Origin of the sequence: Pseudoduganella rhizocola, from assembly GCF_045984285.3 — a bacterium.
Classification (GTDB): domain Bacteria; phylum Pseudomonadota; class Gammaproteobacteria; order Burkholderiales; family Burkholderiaceae_D; genus Rugamonas.
The window spans coordinates 254,729-272,967 of record NZ_JBJQIK030000007.1; the positions used below are offsets into that span (position 1 = coordinate 254,729).

Below are 18,239 nucleotides of genomic sequence, written 5' to 3' on the forward strand. Positions count from 1 at the left end.
TTCCTTGCTAAAAGCGACAGTTACCGCTACCACCGAATAATGACATAGTTCTCATTAAGTTGCCCACGAGCATTATATTTCGGTAATAATGGCGGGATCATGCCGCTGCCAATCAAGATGAAATCCGCCTGGATGAAGATGGGTCTCACCGCCCGGCTCTTCATCCCCCTGGCCTTTTTGATCGTGGCCATCGTCGGCGTGCGCTACTGGCTTCTGAGCGACGCGGCCTCGTCGCAGGAACGCTCGCGCTACACCATGGAGTCCCAGCACCTTGCGCAGCTGCTCACACGGGCGCTGCCACCGCTGGCGCTGGAGAAGAACGATGCCGCCATCGCCTCGCTGATCCAGCATGCGGTGGACGTGAACCCGAACGTGGCGGAGATTCGCTGGCACAGCGGCGATACGCCGGTGCGCAGCACGCGCAAAGACAGCGATGCAGAGTATCCCGCATGGTTTGCACGCCTGGGCCGCATTGAAGCGCTGACCTACAGTATCCCGATGGTGCTGGCGAACGGCGAAGCGGCATCGCTGCAGCTCTGGTTCAGCAATACGGTGCCCCTCAACCGCGTGTGGGCCACGCTGCGCCAGCAGGCCCTGATCTCGGCGCTCAATGTTTTCCTGATTTACTTCTTCCTCGGCCTGCTGATCGTGGCGGCGCGCCGCGCGCTGGAGCGCATCTCCGCGGCTACGCGCGCCTTCCGCGGCGGCGACTACCACGTGCGCCTGCCGCTGCGCGGCGGGCCGGAAATGCGCGCGCTGTCGGCCACCTTCAACGCCATGGCGGAACGCATCCAGAACCTGGTAGGCACGCTGCAGGCGGAAAAGGACCGCATCCAGGTCACGCTGGCCTCCATTGGCGACGCCGTGCTGACTACCGGGCCGGCAGGCAAAATCGAATCGATGAATGCCGCGGCGGAACAGCTCACCGGCTATACGGAAGCCGAAGCGCTCGGGCAGGAACTGCACGACGTGCTCACGCTGGCCAACAACTTCGGCCAGCACACGCTGCTCAAGTCCATGGCCGCCATTTATGCGGGCGGCGGCGTGGTGAAGGCAAAGAACCAGAGCCTGCGCCACCGTTCCGGCGAACGCTTCAACGTGGAATACACGGCGGCGCCGATCCGGGTCCAGAACGATATCGTGCATGGCGCCGTGGTGGTGTTCCGCGACGTGAGCGAAACGCGCCACCTGATGCAGCAAATGAGCTGGCAGAGCCATCATGACGTGCTTACCGGCCTGCCCAACCGCGCCGCATTGCAGGCGCGGTTCGACCACGAGATAGGCCGCGCAAGGGAAGAAGACCTGCTGCTGGCCGTATGCCTCTTCGACCTCGACAACTTCCGCGACGTGAACGAGAACGGCGGCCAGCTGATGGGCGACGAGGTGCTGAAACAGGTGGCCAGCCGCCTGCACGATTTCGCAGGAACCCGCCACTACGTGGCACGCCTTGGCGGCGACGAATTCGTGATGCTGCTGCGCGAACAGGCCAACCGCGCCGAGATCGAACATACGCTGGAAAAGCTGATGGTGTCGCTGAAGCGCAGCTACCAATGCGAAACGCAGACGGTCACACTGTCGGCTAGCGCAGGCGTGGCGGTCTACACGGGCAATACGGCCAGCGCCGACAACCTGCTGCGGCATGCGGACCAGGCGCTGTACCAGGCCAAATTGCAGGGCCGCAGCCGCATCCACTTCTTCGATGCGGACCTCGACGAGGAAGTGCGCACGCACCACAACCGCCGTACCGAAATCCGCGAAGCGCTGGCGGCCGGCCAGCTCTGCCTCTACTTCCAGCCCAAGGTGAACCTGCGCCAGGGCCGCATCGTGGGCATGGAAGCGCTGCTGCGCTGGGACCATCCGCAGCGCGGCCTGGTGCCGCCGCTGGAGTTCCTGCCCATCGTCGAACATACCGACCTGATCGCCGACATCGGCGAATGGGTGATCCGCAGCGCCCTGCGCCAGGTGGACCTGTGGCGGGCAGCGGGCCATGAATGGGTAGTCAGTGTGAATATCGCCGCGCGCCATTTCCAGCGCGCGGATTTCGTGCAGCGCCTGAAAACCATTCTCGATGAATACCGCGAAGTGCCGCCGCAGCTGCTGGAGCTGGAGATCCTGGAATCGTCCGCACTGCACGATATCAACCATGTGCGCAACATCATGCAGGAATGCCAGACCCTGGGCATCCGTTTCGCGCTGGACGATTTCGGTACCGGCTATTCCTCGATGTCCTACCTCAAGCGCCTGCCTGCCGACGTGCTGAAGATCGACCAGAGCTTCGTGCGCAATATGCTGGATGATAGTGACGACCTGCATCTGGTGAGCGCCGTCATCGGCCTGGCGCGCGCCTTCAACCGCAGCGTGATCGCGGAGGGCGTGGAGACGGTGGAACATGGCGCGCTGCTGATCCGCATGGGCTGCGACCTGGCCCAGGGCTATGGCATTGCGCGGCCGATGCCTGCGGACTCGGTGCTGGACTGGGCTGCCGGCTTCACGGCGGTCCCGGCCTGGCAGAACGCCAGCCTGCTCGGTCCCATCACCAGCCTGCACAACATCACGCGGGCCGATGATTCGCAGATGATGCTGTTTACGCCGGTCTAGCGGCCCAGGCTTGAGCGCTCAGAAAAAGTGCTCGGCGTCAGCCGGTGGAACCACCCATTTGTGCATCCGCTCTTCGTAGACGGACACCGTCGGCGGCGGGAAACCCGGATCTGCGAAGGCGCCAACAGGAATACCGACGAATCCGTCCAGCGCCTTGAGCGTGTAGTAGACGGTGGAGCCGCACATAGGGCAAAAGTGGAAATCGGCCCCCGGCCCTTCATCGCCGGCCCGGCTGTACATGGTGGATGCGCCCGAAACCACCACGTTCTCGCGGGGATATCGCGCCTGTTCTCCGAAAACGCTTCCGGTACGGCGCTGGCAAGCAAGGCAATGGCAGATCGAGATCCGGACCGGGTCTCCACTCACTTGAGCGGTGAGCTGGCCGCAACTGCAGGATGCGAGTCTGGTTGGCATATACATTCCCAATGTAATCAGCGCTATTGCGCGAGCAAACGGTCCAGCAGTTCCACCCAATGCTCGACCGGCGTTTCCGTGCCGGACTGGAGATGGCTCACGCAGCCGATATTGGCCGAGACGATGCGCTGCGCACCGGTCTCCTGCAGGTTCGCCAGCTTGCGGTCGCGCAGCTCCTTCGATATCTCCGGATAAAGCATCGAATAGGTGCCTGCCGAACCGCAGCACAGGTGGGAATCGGCGCACAGCCTTACATCCACGCCTGCGGCGCGCAGCAGGCCTTCCACCTTGCCGCGGATCTGCTGGCCGTGCTGCAGCGAACATGGTGGGTGGTAAGCCACGCGTTCGCCGCCAGTCCGCATACCGATGCGCCGCACCAGCTCCGCTTCGAATGCAGGCAGCACCTCGCTGAGGTCGCGCGTCAGCGCCGAGATGCGCGCCGCCTTCTCCGCATACCGCGGGTCGCGTTCGAGCAGGTGGCCGTAGTCCTTTACAGTGACGCCACAGCCGGAGGCGGTCATCACGATCGCCTCGATGCCTGCTTCCACATACGGCCACCATGCGTCGATATTGCGGCGCATATCATCCATGCCGCCGTCCTGGTCATTCATATGGAAGCGCAGCGCGCCGCAGCAGCCCGCCTTCGGCGCAGCGACCAGCTGCACACCCACGGCATCCAGCACGCGTGCCGTGGCGGCATTGATATTCGGCGCCATGCCCGGCTGCACGCAGCCTTCCAGCACCAGCATCTTGCGCGCATGCTGGCGCGACGGCCACGGCTGCGCAAGGCGCAGCGGCGGAAGCTTGTCCTGCAGGGGCTTCGACAGGAATGGACGGAACACCTGCCCCAGCCGCAGCGCCGGCGTGAACAGCGATCTGCGCGACAGCCCTTCCTTCAGCACATAGCGCTGGATGCGCTGGCCCAGCGGGCGCCGCACACGCTGCTCCACCACTTTGCGGCCGATATCGGCAAGGCGGCCATACTGCACGCCGGACGGACAGGTGGATTCGCAATTGCGGCAGGTCAGGCAGCGGTCCAGGTGGGTCTGTGTGCTGTGCGTGACCTCGGCGCCTTCCAGCACCTGCTTGATCAGGTAGATGCGCCCGCGCGGACCATCCAGTTCGTCGCCCAGCAGCTGGTAAGTCGGGCAGGTGGCGGTGCAGAAGCCGCAATGCACGCAGGCGCGCAGGATCGCTTCGGCCTCGTCGCCGTCGGGCGTGTTCTTGATGAAGTCTGCCAGGTTGGTTTGCATAGCGTCAGTACATGCGGCCGGGGTTGAAGATGCCGGCCGGATCGAAGTTTGCCTTCAGCCGTTCATGGATGCGGGCCACGGCGGGCGCCAGGGGATGGAATGCGCCCGCGCTCTTGTCCTGCGCGCGGAACAGCGTGGCGTGGCCGCCCGCTGCCGCCACGCTGCGGCGGATATCGGCTGCGGCAGATGGCGCCGCGTGCAGCCAGCGCTGGGCGCCGCCCCACTCGATCAGCTGTTCGCCGCCCAGGATCAGGGCGCTCGCCGCAGGCGGCAGCGAGAGCCGCCACAGATCGGGCGCTGCGAAGAAGCCATGCGTCTGGTCGCGCAGGCTGTCCCAGAAGGCCGCAGCCTCACTGACGCGTTCTCCGCCGAGCTGCGCCAGCGCGAACTTCACCGCCGCATCGGCGCCGGACAGGCGCACCGTCAGCACACCGCGCTGCCAGCAGGTCGCCGACACGGGCAAAGGCTTGCCTCCCCATTCGTTCACTGCGCGCAGCGCCGCGATTTCATCCAGTTCGAAGCGGATGGTTTCTTCGCGCACCGGCTGCGGCAGCACCTTGAGCGATACCTCGGTGATCAGGCCCAGCGTGCCGAGCGACCCGGCCAGCAGGCGGGATACATCGTAACCCGCCACATTCTTCATGACCTGGCCGCCGAAGTTCAGCACCTCGCCCTTCGCATCCATCAGCTTCGCACCCAGCACGAAGTCGCGCAGCGCGCCAACGGCGGCGCGGCGCGGGCCGGACAGGCCCGCCGCGACCACGCCGCCAATGGTGGAGGCGGCGCCGTAGCGCGGCGGCTCGAAAGCCAGCATCTGGCCGCGCCCTGCCAGCAGCGCTTCAACCTCCGCCAGCGGGGTGCCGCAGCGCACGGTGATCACGAGCTCTGTCGGTTCGTAATCCACCACGCCTGTGTAGGCGCGCGTGTCCAGCACTTCACCCTGCAGCGCCTGGCCGTACCAGTCCTTGCTGCCGCCGCCGCGCAGGCGCAGCGGCGCCTTCGCGCCGACAATCTGTTCCCGGAATTGTTCGATGATGGCTTGCATGGTCAGAATCTCGGCAGTCCGGCGTGCGGCAGCACGCCGCCGCTCACGTGCATCTTGCCGAATTCGGCGCAGCGGTTAAGGGTGGGAATCGCCTTGTCGGGATTAAGCAGCATGGGCGGGTCGAAAGCGCGCTTCAGCGCGAAGAAGGCCTCCAGCTCCGCAGGCTTGAACTGCACGCACATGGAATCGATTTTCTCGATGCCCACGCCGTGTTCGCCCGTGATGGTGCCGCCCACCTCCACGCACAGCGCCAGGATCTCGGCGCCGAAGGCCTCGGCGCGGTGGAATTCATCCGGCTTGTTGGCATCGAACAGGATCAGCGGATGCAGGTTGCCGTCGCCCGCGTGGAACACGTTCGCGCAGCGCAGGCCGAACTTCACTTCCATCTGCGCGATCCCCGTCAGCACCTTGGCCAGGTGCTTGCGCGGAATGGTGCCGTCCATGCAGTAGTAGTCGGGCGAAATCCGGCCCGCGGCGGGGAAAGCGTTCTTGCGGCCGGACCAGAAGCGCAGCCTTTCCTGCTCGCTGTTCGACACAAGGATGGCGCCCGCGCCTGCCGCTTCCAGCACGGCCGTCATACGGGCAATTTCCTCGTCCACTTCCTCGGCCGTGCCGTCCGCCTCGCACAGCAGGATGGCTGCGGCATCGGTGTCGTAGCCTGCCTTCACGAAAGGCTCCACCATGCGCGAGGAAGTCTGGTCCATCATCTCCAGCCCGGCCGGAATGATGCCGGCCGCGATCACATGCGCCACCGCGTTGCCGCCCGTGACCACATCGCCGAAGGAGGCCATGATCACGCGCGCCACGGCCGGCTTGGGCACCAGCTTCACGGTGACTTCGGTAACGATGCCCAGCATGCCTTCGGAACCGATGAAGGCGGCCAACAGGTCCAGGCCCGGCGCGTCCAGCGATTCGCCGCCCAGCTCCACCACATCGCCCTCAATCGTCGCCATGCGCACGCGCAGCACGTTATGGATGGTAAGGCCGTATTTGAGGCAGTGCACGCCGCCGGAATTCTCGGCCACGTTGCCGCCGATGGTGCAGGCAATCTGCGACGAAGGGTCCGGCGCGTAATACAGGCCGTATGGCGCGGCAGCTTCCGAGATCGCCAGGTTGCGCACGCCCGGCTGCACGACGGCCGTGCGCGAATTCGCATCCATGCGCACGATGCGGTTCAGGCGTGCTGTTGAAATGACCACGCCGTCCGCGATCGGCATGGCGCCGCCGGAAAGCCCGGTGCCCGCGCCGCGCGGCACAATCGGCACTTCCAGCTGGCGGCAGACATTGAGCGCGGCCACCACCTGCGCTTCGGTTTCCGGCAGCGTAACGATCATCGGCGGCTGGCGGTAGGCTGCCAGGCCGTCGCATTCATAAGGGCGGGTGTCTTCGGCGCGCGACAGCACGCAGTGCGGAGGCAGCACGGCCAGCAATGCCTCGGCCACGCTGCGCTGGCGTTCCGCGCTGAAAGCACGCTGGGGTGAGGCAAGAGTCATTGGCGTCGCCTGGTACATGTGGGGCAGCCTGCATTGTAGGGCCATTCGGCGCGCACCAAGCGAAAACCCCGCCCAACCATTGGTAATTTGGCGTATCCTCGCAGCATTCCGACTTTATGCAGGCAGAACGACATGGGCAACCGGCTTTCAAAAATCGCTACCCGCACCGGCGACAAAGGCACCACCGGCCTGGGCGACGGCAGCCGTACCGGCAAGGACAGCGTACGCATCCACGCCATCGGCGAGGTGGACGAACTCAATTCGCATATCGGCCTGCTGCTGTGCGAGCCGATGCCGGACGATCTGCGCGAGGAACTGGTGGCTATCCAGCACGACCTGTTCGACCTGGGCGGCGAGCTTTGCATCCCCGGCTACCAGATGCTCAAGGAAGAACATGTGGCGCGCCTCGATGCGCTGCTGGAGAAATACAATGCGACGCTGCCCGCGCTGACGGAGTTCATCCTGCCGGCCGGTTCCCGCGCGGCCTCGCTGGCCCACGTGTGCCGTACCGTGTGCCGCCGCGCCGAGCGCAGCATCGTCACGCTGGGCAACCAGGAAACCATCCACGACCACCCGCGCCAGTATGTGAACCGGCTGTCCGACCTGATGTTCGTGCTGTCCCGCGTGTTGAACCGTTTCGCCGGCGGCAGCGACGTGCTGTGGCGCCACGACCGGAAACGGGGCTAAGGCCCATAAAAAATGGCGCCCGAGGCGCCATTCTATTTCTTAGAGTCCTTCGCAATCTTCACGGCACCACGTCCGCTCGCGTGAACATGCCGCGGTTCCCACCCCACGGTTAACGCATTCGATAAAGGCCTGATCACATGCGGTCACGCATTCTGCATATTCATCGCTCACCGCAAATGCGCCGGCAGAGGCACCAACCGCAAACAGGAAAACCGCCCAACGTTTGAACATAGTAACTCCTGAAAAATGAAAGGATGATCCAGATACGCATATCGTTATGCGAAGATCGAATATACGAACTCTCCGGCATTGATGTCAAGTAAACAATATTACTTTCAATGCAATAGCGAGCAGCTTGATTTTCAAACTGGCTTCATTCCCGGCAGCTGTGCAATCCTCGGTTGAACGAAGTCCATGAACAGGCGCGCGCGCTGCGGCTGGTAGCGGCGTGACGGATAGAGCAGGTGCACTTCCTGTGCGTCCCCCTCCCATCCGCGCAACACGCGCCGCAGCTTGCGGCGGGCGATCAGGTCCTGCACAAGCCAGGCGGGACAAAGGCCTATGCCTGCACCGCCCTCCAGGCTGTCGCGGATGGCCAGCGCATTATTGACGCGGAAACGGCCATGCGCCGGCACCGTCACGCTGCCTTTTTCTCCATGCAGCGTGAGCCGGTCGCCGCTGGGGAGCCAGGCAAAGCGGATGTAGTTGTGGGCTGGCAGGTCTTCCGGCCGCAGTGGCGCCGGATGCGCCTTCAGATACGCAGGCGAAGCCACCAGCCAGCGCGGCGAACTGGCCACCTTGCGCGCCACCGCATTCAGCGGGAGGTCGCTTCCCAGGCGCAAGGCCACGTCCACGCCCTCTTCCACCAGGTCGGCCATGCGGTCGTTCAGGATCAGCTCCACCTCCATCTCTGGATACGCCGCCAGGAACTCCTGGACCATGCCGTTCAGCGCAAACTGCCCCAGGGCGACCGGTGCGTTCACGCGCAGCAGGCCGGAGGATGCCGCCGTTTCGCCGCGCGCATCCGCCACCGCTTCCGCATACTCTTCCAGCACACCCTTGGCACGCAGGTAGAAACGCTGCCCCGGCACAGTGGGCGCAAGGCTGGCCGTGCTGCGTTCCAGCAGGCGCACGCCAAGTTCGGCCTCCAGCGCAGCCACGATTTTGCTGAGGTTCGACTGGCTGGTGTGCTGCTCGCGCGCGGCCGCCGACAGGCTGCCCAGCTCCACGGCGCGCACGAAGCATTGCAGGGATCGTAGTGTGTTCATATCATTCCAATTATGACTGAACTATAGTCCAACTTGACCACTACCATCACTACCATGACTGACTGAACATTGAGGCTCACCATTCAGCGGAGCACAATCATGTTCAGATTTATCATCACAACCCTTGCCGCCAGCCTGATCGCCGGCAGCGCCCACGCGGGCGCATGGGTCAGCAGCTGGTATTCGGCGCCGCAGCCCAGCTGGGGCGCCGACTTCGCGCTGCCCACCAATGTGCCGGCCGCGCTGGAAGACCAGACCATCCGCGAAACTGCCCGCATCAGCGCGGGCGGCAGCGAAGTGCGCGTCAGCTTCTCTAACCGCTACGGCAAGGATACCCTCACCATTGGCGCGGCGCAGATCGCGCTGCATGCTGGCGGCAGCGCCATCGTTCCGGGCAGCAGCCGCGCCCTCAGTTTCTCCGGGCAGCCCGGCATTACCATCGCGCCCGGCGCCACCGCCACCAGCGACCCGCTTCCCTTTGCCGTGCCGCCGCTGCAAAAGCTCAGCGTCTCCACGTGGCTGCCGAAGCGCGCGGCGCTGGACAGCTTCCATTGGGGCGCCCAGCAGACCGCCTGGCTGCTGCCGCGCGACGCCACGCGCGATACCGCGATGGCCGGTGCGCAGCCCATGCAAGGCCGCGCCTTCCTGAGCGCCATCCACATGCGCGGCAGCGCGGCCCGCGCGACGGTGGTAGCATTCGGCGACTCGCTCACCGATGGCAACGGCTCCACCCCCGATGCCGACCGCCGCTGGCCGGACTACCTTGCCGAACGGCTTGCGCCGCATGGCATTGCCGTCGCCAACGCCGGCATTTCGGGCGCCCGCCTGCTGTCAGACCGCATGGGAGTGAAGGCTGTGGAGCGCTTCCGCCACGACGTGCTGGAGCAGCCTGGCGTCCAAAGCGTCATCGTTCTGATGGGGATTAACGATATCGGCTGGCCCGGCAGCGCCTTCGCACCGGAGGACGCGCCAATGACGGCGCAGGCCATGACAGGAGCCTACCGCCAGCTGATCGCGATGGCGCACGAACGCGGTATCAAGGTGATTGGTGCGACTATCGTTCCTTACGAAGGCTCCTTGCACGGAACACCGTTCGCAGGGCACTACACGCCGGAAAAAGACGCCGTGCGGCGCCAGGTCAACGAATGGATACGGAACGGCGGCGCCTTCGATGCAGTGGCCGATCTGGACGCGGTGATGCGCGATCCCGCACATCCCGCGCGGATGCTGCCGCGCTACGATTCAGGCGATCACCTGCATCCCGGCGATGAAGGCTATCGTGCCATCGCGCACAGCCTGCGCCTGCAGGATCTGGAATAGAAAAAGCGCCCGATGGGGCGCTCCTGAACTTAGACGCCCGGTCCGATATCGCAGGCGTTCATGCACTTATCGTACTGGAACAGGCAGCCGCGTGGATTCGTACCTGCTTCGATGCACGCGTCATATTTGTCTTCGCAGGCCAGGTAGCACTCTTCGCCTGCCAGGGCGGTCATGCCCACACCGAGGGCGAACAAGAACACAGCAAACTTTTTCATAAGTTCCTCATTTAGATTAGAAATGGCACCCACTACGGCGGAAACTCCGCACGTCCTTTACTGCGCTACCGCTTTCAGCGCGTCGTCAATCGCATCCGGCCGGAAACCGGTAATCAGCCTGTCGCCGATCAGGATGGCTGGAACGGCTTTTACGTTCAGCGTCTTGTATTTTTTCCGAGCCTCTTCCGAGTTATCGACGTTGAAATCGGAATAAACCACCTTTTTCTCCGCGAGGTATTCCCGCGCCTTGGCGCAGAAAGGGCAGGTCGTGGTGCCGTACACCACCACTTTGCTATTCAGGCTGGCAAAGTGGCTCGAATAATTCCCCGTCTGATAAGGGCGTTCCAGCAGTTTCGGCAGTTTGGCCGCACCCAACCCTACCAGCAGCCCTGCAGCGAGGATCAGGGCATACAGCACTACCGTCTTCAGTTTGCTAGCGATCATTGAATTTTTCCAGAGCGGTTGACGAGCCGGCACACTGCATGGTCAAGCGTGCCGCCTCACGCAGTTCGACGACTAAACGTTGGAATCGCATTCCAGCAGACATATGCTGTGAAGCTTGGTGCACATCCCCATGTTCGGCTGGGTAGCCACGCAATGTTCGAGGGCCGCATCGCAGCTGTCATAGCAATCATTGCTGCGGGCGCTGGCTGCGCCAAAGGCAAGGCTTACGCCAAGGGCAAACAAAAAGACACTGATACGTTTCATGGACGCTCCTAGGTATGGGACGCAAGATATGCGCAAACCGAATATAGAAGCGCAGAAAAAAGATGTCAATGAAGAAATATTGCTTTCAAATTAATAGTGACGCGTGGATGCTGCACTATCTGTTTGCCAGGAACTCACTGGCCTGGCTGATCCGCCGTGCGGCCGCGCGCGAGCTGGAGAATCCGACCCAGGGTGCGTTCATAAAGCTCCTGTGATTCCGCCGGAACGCCCTGCTTCACATAGGCCGCTAAATCCGTATGGACGCAAGGTTCGCCGGCAGCGCAGAAAAGTGCAAGCCGATAATGCCCCTTGCAGTTCCCGGCGATTTCACAGCCCGCCACCGCCATGGCCTGGTACAACAAGGCCTGCTCCTCGCCATTCCTGAATTCCGGGCCCAGGCGGTCCGTAACGAAATCCAGGTTCGCGTCCATGGTGGCGGCAATGAAATAAGGATCCTGTGTGGCCAGTGCGCGCGCAATATCGCTCTCGCTGGCCTCCTTGGTGGCGGGACGCAAAGTGCCCCGCTCGATCAACAAGGCATCCGGACTGCGGGCATTCGAATAGAGCAAGGCCTCGGTGAACAGATGCTCGCTTGGGAACTGCTCCATGACGCCGCGGCAGCGCTGCGTCAGGTCCGCAATGGTCTTGCGCGCGGCGAGCACGGCATCCGGCCTTCCCTGCAGCACCGGCGCCGCGGAAAGTGCAGCGACCTCGCGGCACTTTTCGAAGGCCATGAGGGCGTAGAAGCGGCCGCCTTCACTGGGGCGCTGCATGGCATCGTGAATGAAGGCCGCGTAATTCGCGGCGGTTTCGAAACGGGCGCGCATGGCCGCCGATGGTGCAGGCGATGTGGGCGAAAGCGGCATGACGGCCAGTATGCGTGGGCTGGCATAAGCCGCCTGCGGCGGCTGCACCGGAGATAGCTGCACAGAGGCAGCATCGCCTGAACCGCCGCGAGTGAGGAAATGGGACAGCAGCAGGCCGATGGAAACGGCCGCCGCGACCAGGACGAGCCAGCGAGCATGCTTCATGTCCGCACGGCCCGCCCGGGAAGATCAGGAGTTGTTGACGACCAGGCGCGGTTCGTCGCCTGCAAAGAAGCGCTGGCGGATCGATGCCGCGATGCCGCTTGCGTCGAGGCCAACCCCGGCCAGCAGCCTGGCCGGATCGCCATGGTCGATAAACTTGTCCGGCAGGCCAAGCAGCAGCAGCGGCTTGACGATGCCCTGTTCGGCCAGCGACTCGGCCACGGCAGCGCCGGCGCCGCCCATCACCGAGCCCTCTTCCACCGTCACCAGGTAGTCATGGTCGGCGGCCAGCTGCTTCACCAGTTCCGCGTCCAGCGGCTTCACGAAGCGCATATTGGCCACGGTGGCGTTCAGTTGCTCACCGGCGGCCAGCGCAGGCGTGACCATCGAGCCGAAAGCGAGGATGGCAATCTTCTGGCCCTTGCGGCGCACTTCGCCTTTACCGATAGGCAGTGCGGTCAGTTCCTGCTCGATCGCCGCGCCAACGCCTGCGCCGCGCGGGTAGCGCACGGCGGCCGGGCCGGGATAGTGGAAGCCGGTGGTCAGCATGCGGCGGCATTCGTTCTCGTCCGATGGCGCCATGACCACCATGTTCGGAATGCAGCGCAGGTAGGACAGGTCGTAATTACCCGCATGGGTTGCGCCGTCGGCGCCCACCAGCCCCGCGCGGTCCAGCGCGAAGGTGACGTCCAGGTTCTGCAGCGCCACGTCATGGATCAGCTGGTCGTAGGCACGCTGCAGGAAGGTCGAATAGATGGCGACAACAGGCTTCAGGCCTTCGCAGGCCAGGCCCGCGCCGAAGGTCACGGAATGCTGTTCGGCGATGCCGACGTCGAAGTAGCGGTCCGGATGCTCCTGCTCGAAACGCACCATGCCGGAACCTTCGCGCATGGCGGGCGTGATGCCGACCAGGCGCTGGTCCTGCTTCGCCATATCGCACAGCCAGTTGCCGAAGACTTCCGTGTAGGTGATCTTCGACGGCGGCGCGGGCTTGATGCCTTCAGCTGGATTGAACTTGCCGGTGCCGTGATAAAGGATAGGTTCGGCCTCGGCCAGCTTGTAGCCCTGGCCCTTCTTCGTGACGACATGCAGGAACTGCGGGCCTTTCAGCTGGCGGATATTCTGCAGCGTGGGGATCAGCGAATCGAGGTCGTGGCCGTCGATCGGACCGATGTAGTTGAAGCCGAATTCCTCGAACATCGTGGCCGGCACCACCATGCCTTTCGCATGCTCCTCGATGCGCTTGGCCAGTTCCAGCATGGGACCGGGCAGCACGGACTTGCCGACGTTCTTCGCCGCGGCGTAGAACTGGCCGGACATCAGGCGCGCCAGGTAGCGGTTCAGCGCGCCCACCGGCGGCGAGATCGACATATCGTTGTCGTTCAGGATCACCAGCAGGTTCAGGTCTTCCTGCACGCCGGCATTGTTCAGCGCCTCGAAGGCCATGCCGGCCGTCATGGAGCCGTCGCCGATCACGGCGATGGCATGGCGCTGCTCGCCCTTGATCTTGGCGGCCTGCGCCATGCCCAGCGCGGCGGAAATGGAGGTGGACGAGTGCGCGGTGCCGAAGGTGTCGTATTCGCTCTCCACGCGGCGCGGGAAGCCCGAGATGCCGTTCATCTGGCGCAGCGTGTGGAACTGGCCGCGGCGGCCGGTGAGAATCTTGTGCGAATAGGTCTGGTGGCCCACATCCCACACGATGCGGTCCTGCGGCGTGTTGAACACGTAGTGCAGCGCGACGGTCAGCTCCACCGTGCCCAGGTTGGACGACAGGTGGCCGCCGGTCTTCGACACGGAATCGAGCAGGAACTCGCGCAGCTCATCGGCGAGCGGCTTGAGCTGGGGACGCGACAGCTTGCGCAGGTCGGCCGGGTTATTGATGGTTTCAAGCAGTTTCATTTAAGCCTTCCGCTGCACGATCAGGTCCGCGATCTCGCGCAGACGCAGTGCAGATTCTCCGAATGGAGCGAGCGCCGCATGGGCATCGCGCCGTAATTGTTCTGCCAGTGCGATCGAAGGCTCCAGGCCCAGGATCGACACATAGGTTGGCTTGTTGTCGGCCGCATCCTTGCCGGCCGTTTTGCCCAGCGTTGCCGAATCGGCGGTGGCATCGAGCACGTCGTCCACCACCTGGAAAGCGAGGCCGATGGCGCGGCTGTAATCGTCCAGCGCTTTCAGTTCGGCGCCATCCAGCGCTTTGCCCGCCATGGCGCCCAGCACCACGGAAGCACGCAGCAGCGCACCGGTCTTCAGCTGGTGCATGCGTTCAAGCTGCGCCTGCGTAAGGCTCAGGCCCACGCTATCGAGATCGATGGCCTGGCCGCCGCACATGCCGGAGGAGCCGGCGGCCTGCGCCAGCAGCGCCAGCATGGCCACCTGGCGTTCCGCAGGCAGCGTGGCCGCTTCCCCCAGCACGCTGAAGGCCTGCGACTGCAGCGCATCGCCCACCAGCAGCGCGGTCGCTTCATCGTAGGCCACGTGCACCGTCGGCTTGCCGCGGCGCAGGTCGTCATCGTCCATGCAGGGCATATCGTCGTGCACCAGCGAATAGGCGTGGATCATTTCCACGGCTGCGGCAGCACGGCTCAGGGCCTGCGCATCGGCGCCGAACAGGGCGCCTGCCGCATACACCAGCAGCGGGCGCACGCGCTTGCCGCCGCCCAGCAGCGCATAGCGCATCGCCTCATGCAGCTTGGCGGGCACCACCTCCGCGGCGGGCAGGTAGGCCGACATATCGGCCTCCATGCCGGCCTGGATGGTCTTCATCCAGTCGTTGAAGGACGCGCTCATTGCTGCGCCTCGTCGCCGTCGGCGAAAGGCTTCAGCATATCGCCCTCAAGGATTTTCACCTGCGATTCCACCTTGTCGAGTTGCGCCGCGCAATACTTCACCAGCTCGGAGCCGCGTGCGTAGGCGGCCACCGACGCTTCCAGCGGGAGCTGGCCGGCTTCCATCTGCGTGACCAGCTGCGCCAGCTCGGCCATCGCATCCTCAAACGAGGCGGGCGCTGCGTTCTCGGCATTCATTTTCTTGGACATAGATACTCAATCGCTCAGTGTAGCCCGTTATTTTAGAACAAAGTGTCTTATCCGGTCCAAAAAGCGGGGCTGGCGAAACAAGTCATGTTGCAAAGATGTCCACATTGCATGCGGGAGAAAGATGGGCGGAAAAGCCCCGTTAGCGCTATAATCTCCGGTTCTGTCCGAAATACCGTTTTTATACTCTGAATTCAGGTCTTTGCGGATTCTGTCTCTTCTTGGTTTGCAGCACTTTAATTAAGGGGGGTTGGGATGTCCGATCTGGGTACCCACGCCAGGCTGGCGCGCTCCAGCGCGCAACTACCGGTCAACGTCTATTTTGACGAAGCGCTTCTGCAGCGCGAAATGCAGCAAATGTTCCTGGCAGGCCCACGCTATGTGGGGCATGAATTAATGGTGCCGAATACCGGCGATTTTGCCACCCTGGTTGCGGAAGACGAAGGCCGCATGCTGGTCCGGAACGCGAACGGAATCGAACTGCTGTCCAACGTCTGCCGTCACCGCCAGGCGCTGATGTTCAATGGGCGCGGCAATGCGAACAATATCGTGTGCCCGCTGCACCGCTGGACCTACGACCTGAAGGGCGAGCTGATTGGCGCCCCGCACTTCCCGGAAACGCCGTGCCTGAACCTGCCGAAAACGCAGCTCCAGAACTGGAACGGCCTGCTGTTCGAACAGAACGGCTACAACGTGATGGAAAAGCTGTCCAGACTATCGGTGACGAAGGACCTGGATTTCAGCGGCTACATGTTCGACCATGTGGAAGTGCACCACTGCGACTACAACTGGAAGACCTTCATCGAGGTCTACCTGGAGGACTACCACGTCGAGCCCTTCCATCCGGGCCTGGGCTCCTTCGTCAGCTGCGACGACCTGCGCTGGGAATTCGGCCTTGATTACAGCGTGCAGACGGTGGGCGTGAACCGCGGCCTGCGCAAATCGGGCTCGCCGGTGTACCAGAAATGGCATGAGCAGCTGCTCAAGTTCCGCGGCGGCGAAGCGCCGCCATATGGCGCGATCTGGCTCACGCTCTACCCGAACATCATGGTGGAGTGGTATCCGCACGTGCTGGTGGTGTCCACGCTATGGCCGGACGGCCCGCAGCGCACGAAGAACGTGGTGGAGTTCTACTATCCCGAAGAAATCGTGCTGTTCGAACGCGAATTCATCGAAGCGGAACGCGCGGCCTATATGGAAACCTGCGTGGAAGACGACGAAATCGCGCTGCGCATGGATGCCGGCCGCAAGATCCTGATGAAGCGCGGCACCACCGATGCAGGACCGTACCAGTCGCCAATGGAAGACGGCATGCAGCACTTCCATGAGTGGTACCGCAGCAAAATAGACGTCTAAGGAAACCATGCAATCACTGTGGATGCTCTTCGCCAGTTTCATGTTCGCCGCAATGGGCGTCTGCGTGAAACTGGCAGCCGGCCTGTACTCCGTTTCCGAGATTGTGATGTACAGGGGGCTGGTGGGCATCATCGTTCTCGGCATCCTGATTGCCGTGCAGCGCGGCACGCTGCGCACCCGGTTTGCCTGGGGCCACCTGTGGCGCGGCATCGTCGGCGTGGTCTCGCTGTGGATGTGGTTCTACGCGCTGGCCAAGCTGCCGCTGGCCACCGCCATGACGCTCAACTACATGGCGCCGATCTGGATCGCGCTCTGGCTGTTCGCGCATGGCTGGTGGCACGCCACCAAGCGCATCGAATGGCCGCTGATGATGGCCATCGCCATGAGCTTCGTCGGCGTGACGCTGCTGCTCAATCCCGCCTTCCACGCCAACCAGCTGTTTGACGCACTGGTGGCGCTGGTTTCGTCCATGTTGTCCGCCATGGCCTATATGCAGGTGCGCAAACTGGGGCTGGCAGGCGAGCCGGAATACCGCGTGGTGTTCTACTTCGCCCTGATGAATGTGGTGGCCGGCATCGGCGGCAACGTGCTGGAAGCAGGCAGCGGCCCGGTAGTGTGGCATTCGCTGAACAACGGCTACGGCGCCCTGCTCCTGCTGGGCATCGGCCTGTGCGCGACGGCCGCGCAGATGGCCATGACGCGCGCCTACCGCGTCGGCAAGACGCTGGTGGTGGCCAACCTGCAGTACACCGGCATCGTATTCTCCAGCGTATGGGGCGTGCTCGTATTCGGCGACGTATTCGACTGGCATGCATGGGCGGGCATCGGCATCATCCTCGCATCGGGCATCGCGGCCACGTTCTACAATACCCGCAACACGGAACGCGGTGTGGCGATTGCCAAAACCGACCCGATTGCCAGCGAAGTATAAGGAACCAAAGCATGTATACCACCTTGATCGACGCGGTTTCGCTGTCGCAGCACCTGGCGGATGACAAGTGGGTCATCCTCGACTGCCGCCACGACCTGATGAACCCCGCATACGGGCGCGACGCGTTCGCTGCGGGCCATATCCAGAACGCGCAGTTCGCGAGTATCGACGACGACCTGTCGGGCGCCAGGCAGGGCGGCGATGGCGAATTCCGGGGACGCCATCCGCTGCCCGACCGCGCAGCGCTGCTTGAAACGCTGCGCCGCTTCGGCATCAATGACGACACGCAGGTTGTAGCTTACGACGCGCATGGCGGCATGTACGCCGCGCGCCTGTGGTGGCTGCTGCGCTGGATCGGCCACGAAGCGGTGGCCGTGCTGGACGGCGGCCTGGCGGCATGGGAAGCCGCCGGCTTGCCGCTGGTGGCGCCGGTAGCGCAACGCGCGGCCGGCACGATCACTGAACGCAAGACGCTGACGCAGATGGTGAATGTAGCCGACGTCGTGGCCAATCTCGCAACGCAGGCGCGCACGGTGGTGGACGCGCGAGCGAGCGACCGCTTCCGCGGCGAAAACGAGACGATCGACCCGGTGGGCGGCCACATCCCCGGTGCAAAGAACCGCTTCTTCAAGGACAACCTGCAAGCCGACGGCCGCTTCAAGCCTGCCGGCCAGCTGAAGCAGGAATTCACCCCACTGTTCGATTCCCCGGAGAAAGCCATCATGCAATGCGGCTCCGGCGTGACCGCCTGCCACAACCTGCTGGCCCTCGAAATCGCCGGCCTCCCCGGCGCGGCGCTCTACCCCGGCTCCTGGTCCGAATGGTGCGCCTCCCCCACCCGCCCCGTCGCCACCGGCAACTAATTGCCTCTTAATTGGGGACAGACCC

The 18,239-nt window shown here is 63.7% G+C and carries 18 protein-coding genes; 6 read left to right on the plus strand and 12 right to left on the minus strand.

Annotated elements, in window-relative coordinates; translation table 11 throughout:
• Positions 1–99 precede the first annotated feature (99 nt).
• Positions 100–2,598 (plus strand): putative bifunctional diguanylate cyclase/phosphodiesterase, encoded by a 2,499-nt coding sequence (locus ACJRPG_RS17215; RefSeq protein WP_408001320.1) that lies wholly within the window; start codon positions 100–102, stop codon positions 2,596–2,598.
• A gap of 18 nt (positions 2,599–2,616) precedes the next feature.
• Here the strand turns inward: ACJRPG_RS17215 and ACJRPG_RS17220 are convergent, their stop codons facing one another.
• The 4 genes from ACJRPG_RS17220 to ACJRPG_RS17235 are packed head-to-tail and all read right to left on the minus strand — an operon-like array spanning position 2,617 to position 6,803.
• On the minus strand, positions 2,617–3,012 hold the full coding sequence (locus ACJRPG_RS17220; RefSeq protein ID WP_408001321.1) for a GFA family protein: 396 nt from the start codon (positions 3,010–3,012) through the stop codon (positions 2,617–2,619).
• Positions 3,013–3,035: 23 nt separating this feature from the next.
• The gene (gene glcF, locus ACJRPG_RS17225) at positions 3,036–4,265 is read right to left on the minus strand and encodes a glycolate oxidase subunit GlcF (protein WP_408001322.1); all 1,230 of its coding nucleotides are present in this window, start codon (positions 4,263–4,265) and stop codon (positions 3,036–3,038) included.
• Positions 4,266–4,269: 4 nt separating this feature from the next.
• Complete coding sequence (glcE, locus tag ACJRPG_RS17230) at positions 4,270–5,310, minus strand: glycolate oxidase subunit GlcE (RefSeq protein ID WP_408001323.1); 1,041 nt, start codon at positions 5,308–5,310, stop codon at positions 4,270–4,272.
• Positions 5,311–5,312: 2 nt separating this feature from the next.
• Positions 5,313–6,803, minus strand: coding sequence for an FAD-linked oxidase C-terminal domain-containing protein (locus tag ACJRPG_RS17235; protein WP_408001324.1), 1,491 nt, complete (start codon positions 6,801–6,803; stop codon positions 5,313–5,315).
• 132 nt (positions 6,804–6,935) lie between these two features.
• Here ACJRPG_RS17235 and ACJRPG_RS17240 point away from each other — a divergent pair, with 132 nt between their 5' ends.
• On the plus strand, positions 6,936–7,490 hold the full coding sequence (locus tag ACJRPG_RS17240) for a cob(I)yrinic acid a,c-diamide adenosyltransferase (RefSeq protein WP_408001325.1): 555 nt from the start codon (positions 6,936–6,938) through the stop codon (positions 7,488–7,490).
• A 362-nt stretch (positions 7,491–7,852) separates the two neighbouring features.
• Here ACJRPG_RS17240 and ACJRPG_RS17245 read toward each other — a convergent pair whose 3' ends face one another.
• Positions 7,853–8,758, minus strand: coding sequence for a LysR family transcriptional regulator (locus ACJRPG_RS17245; protein ID WP_408001326.1), 906 nt, complete (start codon positions 8,756–8,758; stop codon positions 7,853–7,855).
• Positions 8,759–8,857: 99 nt separating this feature from the next.
• Between ACJRPG_RS17245 and ACJRPG_RS17250 the strand changes: the two genes are divergently transcribed.
• Positions 8,858–10,078, plus strand: coding sequence for an SGNH/GDSL hydrolase family protein (locus ACJRPG_RS17250; RefSeq protein WP_408001327.1), 1,221 nt, complete (start codon positions 8,858–8,860; stop codon positions 10,076–10,078).
• Positions 10,079–10,107: 29 nt separating this feature from the next.
• Here ACJRPG_RS17250 and ACJRPG_RS17255 read toward each other — a convergent pair whose 3' ends face one another.
• The 7 genes from ACJRPG_RS17255 to ACJRPG_RS17285 form a co-directional block, all read right to left on the minus strand.
• Positions 10,108–10,293, minus strand: coding sequence for a hypothetical protein (locus ACJRPG_RS17255; RefSeq protein ID WP_408001328.1), 186 nt, complete (start codon positions 10,291–10,293; stop codon positions 10,108–10,110).
• A 57-nt stretch (positions 10,294–10,350) separates the two neighbouring features.
• A complete protein-coding gene (locus tag ACJRPG_RS17260) occupies positions 10,351–10,737 on the minus strand; it encodes a glutaredoxin family protein (RefSeq protein ID WP_408001329.1) in 387 nt (128 codons plus the stop codon).
• A 72-nt stretch (positions 10,738–10,809) separates the two neighbouring features.
• Positions 10,810–11,001 carry a hypothetical protein gene (locus ACJRPG_RS17265; protein WP_408001330.1) on the minus strand — a complete coding sequence of 64 codons (192 nt, stop codon included), beginning with the start codon at positions 10,999–11,001 and terminating at the stop codon, positions 10,810–10,812.
• A 134-nt stretch (positions 11,002–11,135) separates the two neighbouring features.
• On the minus strand, positions 11,136–12,032 hold the full coding sequence (locus ACJRPG_RS17270) for a hypothetical protein (RefSeq protein WP_408001331.1): 897 nt from the start codon (positions 12,030–12,032) through the stop codon (positions 11,136–11,138).
• 24 nt (positions 12,033–12,056) lie between these two features.
• Complete coding sequence (gene dxs, locus ACJRPG_RS17275) at positions 12,057–13,928, minus strand: 1-deoxy-D-xylulose-5-phosphate synthase (protein ID WP_408001332.1); 1,872 nt, start codon at positions 13,926–13,928, stop codon at positions 12,057–12,059.
• Positions 13,929–14,819 carry a polyprenyl synthetase family protein gene (locus ACJRPG_RS17280; protein WP_408001333.1) on the minus strand — a complete coding sequence of 297 codons (891 nt, stop codon included), beginning with the start codon at positions 14,817–14,819 and terminating at the stop codon, positions 13,929–13,931.
• Positions 14,816–15,067 carry an exodeoxyribonuclease VII small subunit gene (locus tag ACJRPG_RS17285; protein ID WP_408001334.1) on the minus strand — a complete coding sequence of 84 codons (252 nt, stop codon included), beginning with the start codon at positions 15,065–15,067 and terminating at the stop codon, positions 14,816–14,818. Before ACJRPG_RS17285 ends, ACJRPG_RS17280 begins: the two co-directional genes overlap by 4 nt.
• Positions 15,068–15,319: 252 nt before the next feature.
• Between ACJRPG_RS17285 and ACJRPG_RS17290 the strand changes: the two genes are divergently transcribed.
• The 3 genes from ACJRPG_RS17290 to ACJRPG_RS17300 are packed head-to-tail and all read left to right on the plus strand — an operon-like array spanning position 15,320 to position 18,214.
• The gene (locus ACJRPG_RS17290) at positions 15,320–16,420 is read left to right on the plus strand and encodes an aromatic ring-hydroxylating oxygenase subunit alpha (protein ID WP_408001335.1); all 1,101 of its coding nucleotides are present in this window, start codon (positions 15,320–15,322) and stop codon (positions 16,418–16,420) included.
• Positions 16,421–16,427: 7 nt separating this feature from the next.
• Positions 16,428–17,351, plus strand: a complete 924-nt coding sequence (locus ACJRPG_RS17295; RefSeq protein ID WP_408001336.1) for a DMT family transporter — start codon at positions 16,428–16,430, stop codon at positions 17,349–17,351.
• 11 nt (positions 17,352–17,362) lie between these two features.
• Complete coding sequence (locus ACJRPG_RS17300; protein ID WP_408001337.1) at positions 17,363–18,214, plus strand: sulfurtransferase; 852 nt, start codon at positions 17,363–17,365, stop codon at positions 18,212–18,214.
• The last annotated feature ends 25 nt before the right edge of the window (positions 18,215–18,239 follow it).